This is a genomic window from Mycobacterium sp. 1165178.9 (genome assembly GCF_001673555.1).
Classification (GTDB): Bacteria; Actinomycetota; Actinomycetes; order Mycobacteriales; family Mycobacteriaceae; genus Mycobacterium.
Genome location: NZ_LZMB01000277.1, coordinates 1 through 11,595 on the forward strand (window position 1 = coordinate 1; position 11,595 = coordinate 11,595).

General features: G+C 64.8%; 10 protein-coding genes and 1 pseudogene. 6 read left to right on the plus strand and 5 right to left on the minus strand.

Annotated features, from left to right (window positions below; all coding sequences use genetic code 11):
* Positions 1–170 precede the first annotated feature (170 nt).
* The 5 genes and pseudogenes from A5652_RS11990 to A5652_RS12010 all read left to right on the plus strand — a co-directional run bounded on the left by A5652_RS11990 (position 171) and on the right by A5652_RS12010 (position 7,309).
* Complete coding sequence (locus tag A5652_RS11990) at positions 171–596, plus strand: hypothetical protein (RefSeq protein ID WP_067350971.1); 426 nt, start codon at positions 171–173, stop codon at positions 594–596.
* A 195-nt stretch (positions 597–791) separates the two neighbouring features.
* The gene (locus A5652_RS11995; protein ID WP_197513931.1) at positions 792–1,235 is read left to right on the plus strand and encodes an MmpS family transport accessory protein; all 444 of its coding nucleotides are present in this window, start codon (positions 792–794) and stop codon (positions 1,233–1,235) included.
* A complete protein-coding gene (locus tag A5652_RS12000) occupies positions 1,232–4,060 on the plus strand; it encodes an RND family transporter (RefSeq protein ID WP_067351001.1) in 2,829 nt (942 codons plus the stop codon). Before A5652_RS11995 ends, A5652_RS12000 begins: the two co-directional genes overlap by 4 nt.
* A 99-nt stretch (positions 4,061–4,159) precedes the next feature.
* Positions 4,160–4,381 (plus strand): annotated as a pseudogene (locus tag A5652_RS12005) (SDR family mycofactocin-dependent oxidoreductase); the annotation flags it as partial.
* A gap of 66 nt (positions 4,382–4,447) precedes the next feature.
* Positions 4,448–7,309, plus strand: a complete 2,862-nt coding sequence (locus A5652_RS12010; protein ID WP_067350981.1) for an ATP-binding cassette domain-containing protein — start codon at positions 4,448–4,450, stop codon at positions 7,307–7,309.
* A 13-nt stretch (positions 7,310–7,322) separates the two neighbouring features.
* On the opposite strand, the gene A5652_RS12015 is transcribed toward A5652_RS12010, so the two are convergent.
* On the minus strand, positions 7,323–8,606 hold the full coding sequence (locus A5652_RS12015) for an enolase (RefSeq protein ID WP_067350984.1): 1,284 nt from the start codon (positions 8,604–8,606) through the stop codon (positions 7,323–7,325).
* A 125-nt stretch (positions 8,607–8,731) separates the two neighbouring features.
* On the opposite strand from A5652_RS12015, the gene A5652_RS12020 reads away from it, so the two are divergent.
* The gene (locus A5652_RS12020) at positions 8,732–8,923 is read left to right on the plus strand and encodes a ferredoxin (RefSeq protein ID WP_067350987.1); all 192 of its coding nucleotides are present in this window, start codon (positions 8,732–8,734) and stop codon (positions 8,921–8,923) included.
* 137 nt (positions 8,924–9,060) lie between these two features.
* Here the strand turns inward: A5652_RS12020 and A5652_RS12025 are convergent, their stop codons facing one another.
* The 4 genes from A5652_RS12025 to A5652_RS12040 form a co-directional block, all read right to left on the minus strand.
* Positions 9,061–9,612 carry a carboxymuconolactone decarboxylase family protein gene (locus tag A5652_RS12025; protein ID WP_067350991.1) on the minus strand — a complete coding sequence of 184 codons (552 nt, stop codon included), beginning with the start codon at positions 9,610–9,612 and terminating at the stop codon, positions 9,061–9,063.
* A 1-nt stretch (position 9,613) separates the two neighbouring features.
* Complete coding sequence (locus A5652_RS12030; protein WP_067350994.1) at positions 9,614–10,459, minus strand: TauD/TfdA family dioxygenase; 846 nt, start codon at positions 10,457–10,459, stop codon at positions 9,614–9,616.
* A 54-nt stretch (positions 10,460–10,513) separates the two neighbouring features.
* A complete protein-coding gene (locus A5652_RS12035) occupies positions 10,514–10,852 on the minus strand; it encodes a hypothetical protein (protein WP_067350998.1) in 339 nt (112 codons plus the stop codon).
* Positions 10,849–11,595: RHO alpha subunit C-terminal catalytic domain-containing protein (locus A5652_RS12040; protein ID WP_255361831.1), on the minus strand; the 747-nt coding region annotated here is incomplete at its 5' end. The genes A5652_RS12035 and A5652_RS12040, both read right to left, overlap by 4 nt.

Below are 11,595 nucleotides of genomic sequence, written 5' to 3' on the forward strand. Positions count from 1 at the left end.
ACTTGACCGCATCCGGGGCGATCAGAACCCGAAGTCGCCGCCACCACCGGAATCGGACCCGCCCCCGAAGTCCGATCACTCCGGAAAGCACTGACGTCGGGGCGCGATCGAGTGCGGTAGCGTTCTTCGCGAGCCTTCGGTAGTTCCCACGGCGAAGCAAGGACCGGAAAATGAGTTCTTCTTTATATGGTCTGCTGACCGCACTTAGCGTCGTACTGGCCTTGACGTTGGCCGCAGTCGCTGCCGTATACGTCAATCGATTGGAGCGCCGAACGACCGCTCCGGTCAGCGAACACATCGGGAGCGCCAAAGCAATAGTGCACAAGGTGCGCAAAGGCGAACCGATGTCGCGCGAGGAGTTGGGCTACGCAAAGCAACTCGTAGCTGATCGCGGCTCGTTGCTGACCCTTTGCATCCCCGGGGCTTTGTTCATGTTGGGCTGTTTCTATGTGTTCGGCAGCCTCTACCACTTACATGGAGCCACGCCCTCCGAGCGGACGTTCCTCGGAGTGATCCCGATGTTGACCTCGACGAACCTGGCCATCCAGATTCGCCGCCACGCAGGGTTGAGGCGGCGGCTGAAAAAAGTCTCCTGACGAACGCATTCTGTGCGGGCAGAGGCAGGCGCATGCGCCGGCGGGCCTTCCCGGTCGCCTGCGGTTGCGGTATCCCTGGTCTTTGCACAATGATGTGTCAATTGGGCACATGACCGTCTACTATTTGGCGGGGCGCGAAGGGCGAGAGCGGGGGCACGAACATGATGTCCGAACCGGGTCGCGCGAGGTGATCGAATGAGCCCTCGTTCAGTCGGGCAAACCGTCCTTTCACGAATCTGGATGCCGCTGGTCGCCGTCGTCGCGGTAGGAGTGGGTCTGTTGTGCATGTACAAGGTGCATCAGTTCTCCGAACCGGAGCCGGTCATCACCGTCAACGGTCCGCAGGCACCCGAGGAGTTCAACCTCAAACGGATTACCTATGAGGTGTTCGGTTCCGCCGGGCAAGGCGGGAAACTCGTCTACGTCGACATCGACGGCCATCCGCACGAGGTTGATATCACGTCGTTGCCCTGGTCCCACACCGAGACCACCACGCTCACGGTGGCATCCGGCAGCATCTCGGTGCACGTTCATGGCGGTCAGGTGGGTTGCCGGATGCTGGTGGACGGGGTGATCCGCGACGAGCAATCGGGCGACCATCAGGACGCCGACGTGCAGTGCAGGGTGAAGTCGGCATGACCGAGCATCGCCTCGACGAGTCCCGGGTCAAACGTCCCTTCGTCCCCCGGATGGTCCGCGCTTTGGCGATACCGATCATCTTCTTTTGGGGTCTTCTCGCGGTTACCACGAATACCTTTATGCCCCAAGTGGAACGGGTCGCAGAGGAGCTTGCCGGGCCGATGGTGCCGCACTACGCGCCCTCGCAGCGGGCGCTGCTGCACATCGGTGAAAAGTTCCACGAGTCCAACTCGACCAACCTGACCATGGTGGTGTTCGAGGCGAACCGGCCACTGGCGGACCAGGATCACCGGTATTACGACGATTTGATGCGCCGCCTCGCCCACGACACCAAGCACGTCCAGTACGTGATGGATTTGTGGGGCAAGCCGTTCACCGCGGCCGGGGCGCAATCCGTTGATGGCAAGTGCACTTATGTGCTGTTGCGTCTCGCCGGTGACATCGGCCAAATTCAAGCCAATCAGTCCGTGGATGCCGTCCGCGACATCATCAAGAATGACACACCGCCACCCGGGCTCAAGGTCTTTGTCAGCGGCGCGGCTCCGCTGGCCTCCGACACACTCGCCATCGCCAATGCCAGTCTGAACAACGTCACGATCGTCACGATCATCCTCATCCTCGTGATGCTGTTGCTTGTGTACCGCAGCCCCGCCATCCTGTTGGTGCCCCTGCTCGGAGTCCTCATCGAGATGCTCGTCGCGAAGGGCGTTGTCTCGACCCTCGGGCATTACGGGTACATCGAACTCTCATCGTTCGCGGTGAACATCGTCATCGCGTTAACGCTGGGGGCGGGAACGGATTACGGCATTTTCCTGATGGGCCGATATCACGAGGCGCGACAGGCCGGCGAAAGCCGGGAGGACAGCTTCTACATCGCCTACAAGGGTGTCGCGCCCATCATTATCGGGTCTGGCCTGACCATCGCCGGCGCGTGTTACTGCTTGACGTTTGCGCGCCTCAACTACTTCCACACCATGGGGCCAGCCGTCGCAATCACCATGCTGTTCACCATTGCTGCGGCGATGACGCTGGGCCCGGCGGTACTGACCGTCGGCAGCCTTTTCGGGATGTTCGACCCGAGAACCAGCGCCAAGGGATATCTTTATCGGCGCATCGGGGCGAGCGTCGTGCGATGGCCGGTGCCGATCCTGGTGGCCAGTTCCGCCATCGTCCTGCTTGGGGCGATCTTCGTGCCGAGCTACCGGCAGAACTATGACGATCGGCAGTACCAGCCGGCCAGTGCGCCCGCGAATCTGGGTTTTCAGGCTGCCGATCGGCACTTCCCCAAGAGCAAGTTGTTCTCCGAGATGCTGATGATCGAGACCGACCACGACATGCGCAACTCGGCCGACTTCATTTCGCTGGATCGGGTCGCCAGGGCTTTGATCCGCCTGCATGGCGTGGCGATGGTGCAAGGCATGACGCGGCCGTTGGGCCGGGCGCTCGAGCACGCCAGCATTCCCTACCTCTTCACCACGCAAGGCAGCGGCAACGGGCAACAACTCCCGTTCAACAGGGAACAGAACTCGAACACCGATGCGCAGGCCGAGATCCAGGCGCACTCCGTCTCGGTGTTGCGCAAGGAGATCGGCTTCTTCCAGAAGGTGTCCGACGAACTGCACCAGACGGTGCTCACCGTTGAGGACCTGGAAAGGGTCAGCAACGAGATCAACGAGGAGATCGCGAACGTCGACGATTTCTTCCGCCCGATCAAGAGCTACTTCTATTGGGAGAAGCACTGTTTCGACATTCCGATCTGCTGGTCGTTCAGATCGTTGTTCGACGGCCTCGACCAGATCGACCACCTGGCCGAGGACATCAAGTACGCCAGGATCTCCCTCGTGGAGGTGGACAAGGCGTTTCCACAGATCATCGCCCAACTGAAAGCCACCGCCGACGACACGGAAGCCCTTCAGTCGAAGTTGGTGAACAGCTACGGGTCGGCGGATCTGCAGTCCATCCAAACGGAGCAGACCTACGACGATTCGATCAACGTGGGCAACGACTTCGACAAGTCCCGCAGCGACGACTTCTTCTACATCCCGCACGAAGCCTTCGACAACGAGGACCTCAAGGCGGGCATGAAGCTGATGATGTCGCCCGACGGAAAGGCGGCCCGCTTCATCGTCACCCACGAGGGCGACGCGATGGGCCCCGAAGGTGTGGAGCATGTCCAACAGTTCCCCGACGCGATCAAGACGATCCTGAAGGAGACGTCGCTGGCCGGCGCCCGGGTCTACATCGGCGGTTCGGGGTCCAACGATAAGGACATCAAGCAATACGCGATGTCGGATCTGCTGATCGCGGCGATCGCCGCCTTCGTGCTGATCTTTCTGATCATGCTGTTCATCACGCGAAGTCTGGTGGCGGCGTTGGTGATTCCCGGTACCGTGGCGTTCTCCTACGCGGGGGCCTTCGGCCTGTCCATCCTTGTCTGGCAGCACCTCATCGGCCTGCACCTGCACTGGCTCGTCCTACCGCTGACGTTCATCATCTTGGTAGCCGTCGGATCGGACTACAACCTGCTGTTGATCAACCGGGTCAAAGAGGAGCTGCACGGCGGGATTCACACCGGTCTGATCCGCGCGCTCGGCAGCACCGGTGGTGTGGTGACGTCGGCCGGTCTGGTGTTCGCGTTCACCATGCTGGCCATGCTCACCAGCGATCTGAGAACCATCGGCCAGGTGGGTTCGACGGTGTGCATCGGCCTGTTGCTCGACACACTCATCGTGCGTTCGTTTGTCGTGCCGTCCATCCTGCGGATCCTGGGGCCGTGGTTCTGGTGGCCGACGCTGGTGCGTGCCCGCCCACTGCCGCAGCCCTGACCCGCATTTGACGAATCGTTGACCGGGCCGAACACATCTCGTCAGTGTGCTCACATGTCGACGACGACGCCGCGTGAGATGATCCGCGCCGTCTGACCGCCGTACGGCACCGACACCCCCATGGCCAACGATCCTTCGATGTGGCAGTTATTCGCCGACAACCAGACCTACATTCACAGCTTCTCCCCCGGTGCGCTGCCCACCGACTCACTCGCCGACCCGGACTTGGTATCCGACATCGTCTTGTGGCTCGCCAGCGACGCGTCCTCGCTTGTGACGGCCGCGCAGATTCCCGCCGACAAGGGCTACCTGAAGATCTGATAAGAGAACTCAGGGCGCGCCGCCGGCGACGGGCATAATCGTGTCGTGAAAGGGCGCGGCGCTGCGATGCCGAGAAAGCGTGCCGGATCGCTGCGTCCCGGCGAAATGGCGCAGGCATCGGTGATGGGCGCGCTGTGCGCGGCGATCGCCATCATCGCGGTCATCATTCCCCACGGTGGGGGGCTCGGGCTGCTGGGCAGCGTGCCGACCGGGCTGCTGGCCTACCGGTACCGGATCCGGGTTCTGATCACCGCGACCGTCGCCGCCGGTGTGATCGGCTTCCTGGTCGTCGGCCTCAGCGGTTTGGGGGCGATCGGGCTGTGCGCCTATGTCGGGGGGCTCGCCGGAAGCATCAAGCGGCACCGCCGGGGAACGCCCACCGTCATAGCGGTGTCCTTCGGCGCGGCCATCGTCGTCGGCGCCGGGATAGTCGGCGCGCTGACCGTCTTGACCCGGTTCCGGCAGCTCGCCTTCCACACCGCCAGCGCCACCGTGGAAGGCGCCTGCACGGTCGTGTCGCGGGTGCCACAGCTGCGCGCAAGCGCGCAACAGTTCAAGGCGTTCTTCGCCGAGGCCTTGCACTACTGGCAGTGGCTCGCTCTCGGGTACGCCGTCTTCGTCATCGTGGGTGCCTCGCTGGTCGGTTGGTGGGCGCTGTCGCGGGTGCTGGAGCGGCTACGCGGGATTCCCGATGTGCACAAGCTGGACGCGCTGGCCGGCGACGGACCGATCCGGCCTGTGCCGGTACGACTGGACCAGGTGCGCCTGCGCTACCCGCACGCGGATCACGACGCGTTGCGCGCGGTCAGCCTCGACGTGCGTACCGGTGAACATATCGCTGTCACCGGCGCCAACGGTTCCGGGAAAACCACGCTGATGTTGATCCTGGCCGGCCGCGAACCGACCTCGGGCACGGTCGACCGTCCCGGGGCGGTGGGGCTCGGTGAACTCGGTGGGACCGCGGTCATCATGCAACACCCGGAGAGTCAGGTTCTGGGCACGCGGGTCGCCGACGACGTGGTCTGGGGACTGCCGCCGGGCAAGACCACCGACATCTCCCGGCTACTCGACGAGGTCGGCCTGGCCGCACTGGCCGACCGCGACACCGGGAGCCTGTCCGGCGGGGAACTGCAGCGCCTGGCCGTGGCCGCGGCGTTGGCGCGCGAGCCCGCGTTGCTGATTGCCGACGAGGTCACCAGTATGGTCGACCGGCAGGGCCGTGAGAAACTGCTCGCGGTGTTGTCCGGCCTGACCGAGCGCCACCAGACGGCGCTGGTGCACATCACCCACTACAACGACGAGGCCGAATACGCTGGGCGCGCAATCAATCTCGGTGATTCGTCGGTGGAAACCGATCTGGTGCACACCGCGACCGCCCCGGCGCCGACGCTGTCGGCCGGCGTCGACTCCGGCGCACCGGTGCTCGAACTCGTCGGCGTTGGACACGAATACGCCGGCGGCACGCCGTGGGCTCAGACCGCCCTGCGCGATGTCAGCTTCGCGGTGCACCAGGGTGACGGGCTGTTGATCCACGGCGGAAACGGTTCCGGCAAGTCGACACTGGCGTGGATCATGGCCGGGTTGACCGAGCCGGCAACCGGCTCATGCCTGCTCGACGGGCGCCCGACTGCTGACCAGGTCGGCGCGGTCGCGCTGCAATTTCAGGCGGCGCGGCTGCAGCTGATGCGCTGCCGGGTCGACCTGGAAGTGGCTTCGGCGGCCGGGTTTTCGCCCGCCGATCACGCCCGGGTGACCGCAGCGCTGGGCGCGGTTGGCCTAGAGCCCGGGCTGGCGCAGCGGCGCATCGACCAGCTCAGCGGTGGCCAGATGCGTCGCGTGGTGCTCGCCGGGCTGCTGGCCCGATCGCCGAGGGTGTTGATCCTCGACGAGCCGCTGGCAGGGCTGGACGCCGCCAGCCAACGCGGGCTCGTCGAGTTGCTCGCCGAGCGACGCCGTGACGACGGCCTGACGGTCGTCGTCATCTCGCATGACTTCGCCGGGCTTCAGGAGCTGTGTCCGCGCACCCTGCACCTGCGGGACGGGTCGTTACAGGCGGTACCGGCTGCGGCGCAGAGCAATACGGCGGCTGCGGCCGCTCCGGCGAAGCACCCGGGCCGGCGCCGGCGCCCGGTCGTGTTGCTGCGGCCGGTGCCGGGCAGCTCACCCATACACACGCTGTGGGCTGGAACGAAACTGCTTGTTGTGTTTGGTATTTCGCTGCTCTTGACATTCTTTCCGGGTTGGGTGGCTATCGGACTCAGCGCCGCGCTGGCGGGGGCGGGGATAAGGCTCGCGCGCATCCCCCGGGGCGTGTTGCCGTCGGTGCCGCGCTGGCTGTGGATCGTGCTGGCCATCGTGGGTGTCAACGCGGCAATCGCCGGCGGAAGTCCGAGGATCCAGCTGGGCACGGTGTCGCTCGGCTTCGGCGGCCTGCTGGACTTTTTGCGCATTACCGCGTTGTCGGTGGTGTTGGTCGCCCTGGGCGGGCTGGTGTCGTGGACGACCAATGTCGCCCAGGTCGCCCCGGCCGTGGCCACTTTGGGTCGCTTCCTGCGACCGTTCCGGATCCCGGTCGATGACTGGTCGGTCGCATTGGCGCTCGCGCTGCGCACCTTCCCGATGCTCATCGACGAGTTCCGGGTGCTCTTCGCCGCCCGCCGGTTGCGGCCCAAGCGGCGGCCACAAAGCCGCTGGGCCCGGTTGCGAAGTCCGGCGGTAGACGTCGTCGACGTGGTCGTCGCGGTCATCACGGTGACACTGCGGCGCGCCGACGAGATGGGCGATGCGATCACCGCCCGCGGCGGCACCGGCCAGATCTCGGCAGCCCCGTCGCGACCGAAACCGGCGGATTGGGTGGCACTTTCAATCGTCTTGGCGGTATCTGGGATCGCCGTGGCGGCCGAGCTGGCCGTGGTCGCCGGCCGCTGACTCTGAAACGCGCTCAGAAATGTGCCAATGCCGGCACGTCCGCCAACGCACAATCCGGGATGCCCTCGGCAGCGCGCAGCAGGAAGTTGAGTTTCGCGATGCGCTCACCCGACCGCGGTGCGCCGTTCTTCTGAAACGGCGCCCCCAAGCCCACGGCCAAGTCCATCACCACGTCGTCGATGACGCCGCCCGAGCGGCCCGAAGGGATGGCCAAAACGGCGTTCCGCCTGGCGTATTCGAAGCAGTCCAGGGCTTCGGCGATGGTTCCGACCTGGTTGGGCTTCAGAATGAACCCGTCCACGGCGGACATCTCGACGGCGCGCTGCAAGCGGGCAGGGTTGGTGACAATCAAGTCGTCTCCGAGGATGATCGAACGGTGCACCGTCTGCACCGCTTTGGCGAATCCGGCCCAGTCATCCCCGTCTAGCAGGTCTTCGATGAACAGCATCGGGAATTCCTGCGATAGTGCCCGTGCATAGTCGATCAACGCCTCCGCGGTCACCCTCTCACCATTGAATGCGTATGTCGCAGAATCGCTGTCGTACACCTCACTCGACGCGCAGTCCAGGGCGAACGCCATGATGTCGGCGCAGCCGGCGCGCTCGACGGCGTCGGCCAGCACCTCCAGAACCACGTGTGGGTCGCTGGACGGTGCGATGTATCCGTACGACGACGCCAGCATCGGTGCGCGGCCCAGGCGCTCGGTGAGCACCTCGCCGAGCGTCTCGAACAAGCTCACGCCTTTCTCGACCGCGGATTCGATCGACTCCGCGCGGTAGGGCACGACGAGGAACTCGCTGAAGCTCTGGCAGACATCGCCGTACTGACCGCCGTTGATCATGTTGAAGCTGGGCACCGGGACGGTGGCCGGTGGTTCGAGCCCGAGCAGTGCGCCGATGTAGGTGTAGGTGGGTGTGCCGGCCGCGGCGGCGGCCGCCCGCAGTAGCGCGATCGACGTGGAGTAGATCGCGTTGCCGCCGAGCCGGTGCTTGTCCGGCGTGCCGTCGAGGTCGATCATGACCCGGTCCAGGGAGCGGGGGTCATCGAGTTCCGCGCCGATGAGGGCGGGGGCGATTTCGTCGGTCACGGCGGCGATGGCGCGGCGCACGCTCAGCCCGTTGTAGTGGGTTCGATCCCCATCCCGCAAAACGAACGCTTCGTGTGAACCCACCGAACTGCCCGTCGGTGACGCGCCGCGGCCGACGACGCCGGTATCCGTGGTGATCTCGACCTCGAGCAGCGGCCGGGCTTTGCAGTCCAGCAATTGGCGGGCGATGACGGACGCGATCTTCATCATCGACCTCCCGGAACCAGAATCTCAGCGTAAGGCCGCGCCACTGAGAGGTCACTGAGAAGCGGCATACTAGAATTTACACAGCCTCAATTGTGAAAACCTCGTGCGAGACTCGAAGGAGGATCTTCATGCGGCCGGTGGTGAATCTTGATCGGTGTGAAGGCAATGCCTACTGCGTGAACATCGCGCCAAATGTTTTCCGGCTCGACGATGACGACTACGCGGTGGTCACCGCCGACCCGGTGCCCGCCGCCCAGGAGGCGCTGGTCGAGAAGGCCATCGCCGAGTGCCCGCGCGCCGCCTTATCCCGCCAGGACTAGCGCCCAGACGTCACAACAGCACCACGGACCAACCATGAGGTGACTCGCGGATGCGCTAGCTGCACTGCTAGCGCTTTCGAAAGTCACCTGATGGGTCGGCGGCCCCGGTGCCGCGCGCCTGAATCGCCTGGGCGCGCCTAACCACGCTCTTCCTGGATGCCGAACGTGTTGACGGCCAACGCCAGCAACAGGTATCCGCCGATGGTGAACGTGAGATCCATGCATTGCTGCTCGGTGAACAAGTCGCCCAGTAGCTTCCAGGTCGGTTGGCTGATCGTGCTGTCACCGGTGAGATCATCGACGGCCCGGATCACCGCCTGGTCGGCGTGGTCGGCGCAGCGGCCGCACCGAATGTCCTCGATCTCGGAATCGGTCAGGCCGGCGCGCAGAGCGATCGGGATGTGGTGCGACCACAGGTAGCCGCAATTGCTGCGGTGCACCACGCGCAGCAGCGCGACTTCGCGCACCCGGGGCGACAGGGTCGATCGGGTGAGCAGGTAGGCGTTGAACGGCAGGTATGCCGCGGTCAGGCCGGGGTGGCGGACCATTGTGGATAAAACATTGCCCGCGCCAACGGGATTCGCCCGCTCGGTCGGGATCAGCGACGCGAGCGCGTCGCGGGCTCGCTCGTCCCACTCGTCGGCGGGCAACGGTGTCAGGCGCAGCGGATGCCGGTCGGCCGCGGTCATGCTATTGGATCGGCTCGTCGCCGAGCACGGTGGTGCGCAGCATTTCTCGATGTGAATCCGGGTCGTACGGAGCGGCGCGGTGCAACACCCCGCGGTTATCCCAGATGACCGTGTCGCCGATCGACCAGCTGTGGCTGTAGACCTTGTCCGGCACCGTGGCGCGCTCGAGGAGTTCGTCCAGCAGGCCGCGTCCCTCGTCGAGATTCATGCCCACGATGTAATCCGCGGAGGCACCCAGTACCAACGATTTACGGCCGCTGCGGTGCGTCCACACCAAGGGGTGTTCGTGTGTGCGCCGGGATCGCCAGCGCTGCACCTGTTCCGGCGTCGGGTCGGGGTAGACGCGACGCTGGGAAGCCTCCAGCGAGTGCACCACACGCAGGGCGCCGAACCGCTCCTTCTCCTCGTCGGTCAGGGCGTCGTAGGCGGCGTACGAGTTGGCGAATTCTGTTTCGCCGCCCCATTCGGCGACCTGTACCGCCGACAACACTGTGGCCTTCTGCGGGCATTCGTCGCCCAGCGGCGTGCAGCCGTCGATGTGCCAGTCGAAGGTCGCCTTCAGGTAGGCGGCCGAGGCGTTCTTCGACTTGTCCAGAGTGATCGGGTAGATGCCGGGCACCGGATGGTGCCCATCGGACGAATGGTCGATCTCGCCCAGGCGACGGCAGAATCCGACCTGGGCCTCCGGGTCGAGTTGCAGACCGCGAAAGACCAGAACCCCGTTGTCTTCCAACGCATCCAGCACCGCTGCACCGACCGAGTCGTCTCTTGCCAGCGCGGCCGGCTCCAGGCCCGCGACCTCGGCGCCGACGGACTCGGTGAGTTTGGTGACGGTGAGCAGACTCATGGTCGCTCCTTTCTTTCAAAAGTGAGGTAGGTGCGCCCGCGCCGGGTGTAGCGCCTAGGGCACCGGTCCGCCGGTGCGGATCATGACGGCGTCGGCGGCGTCGACCGGGGCGGGTTGGTGCATGATCTCCACCGCCATGGCGACCATGATCAGCGAATAGATCATGTGCAGCAGGTTCAGCGCATCGTCGGGCACATTGTCGAGGGGAAACTTGTCGCAGTAGTCGATCGCCTCTTCAAGGCGCGGGAAGAACGCGTCGTAGAAGTCGCGCAGCTGGGGCATCGACGCGTTCACTCGGGCGTTCCAGCGCTCGGTTTCGGTTGCCAGGCACCAGGTTCGGGCGTAGTCCTCCAGCTCGGCGAAAGCGCTGGGCAGCATGGTCTGCATCGTCACACTCCTACCGAATCCTGTTCGCGGCGATAGGCTTCGACCCAGTCGACGGCGACCTTGTGCAGATGGCGCACCAGGATCTCCTGGTCGTTGAGGGGAAACTCGTCGACGATGCCGTATTCCAGTGCCGCTTGCGTCCCGCCGAGCATCCCGGCGTCTTGCAGAGCGAACTCCTTCAGCACCACCGAGGCGACTTCGTGCTCGATGCGCTCCCGCACGGTTCGCGCCGGATGGAAGTAGGTGTACGCCTCGAATCGGTGCGTGTTGTGTGAGGTGGGCCAGTACCGGTACAGCAGATACCACCCGCCATAGATCAGGATCTCGATGTTCGGGAAGATCTGGAAGTTGCTGATGCCCCAGGGCTCGATGCCCCCGGGATTGAGCCCTGGCGGCAGTTCCCCGATGTCGGGTGTTCGCCACGGTCCCACCAGCCCGCTGCGCGTGGCCCGCTCGATCGGGTACATGTACTCCGGTGGCAGCAGCCAGCGGCGTCGCCCGGCCGTGGAGACCAACCGGTGCGGCCCGTCGAGTTGGAAATGGCCGCAAGTGAATCCGGCGTTGGCGTCGCGCACCTCGGCGGGCACCTGCTGGGAGTGCAGCGAGGGCACGTGGTAGTACTCCTGGAAGGCGTCGGCGAAGATCTTCCAGTTGCTGTTATTGTGAGCCACCCACTCGTAGCGTTCGGTCAGCTTGCCGAAGGGATAGTCGTCGAGGCCGGTGATCATCGGACCGAGGAACTCACGCAG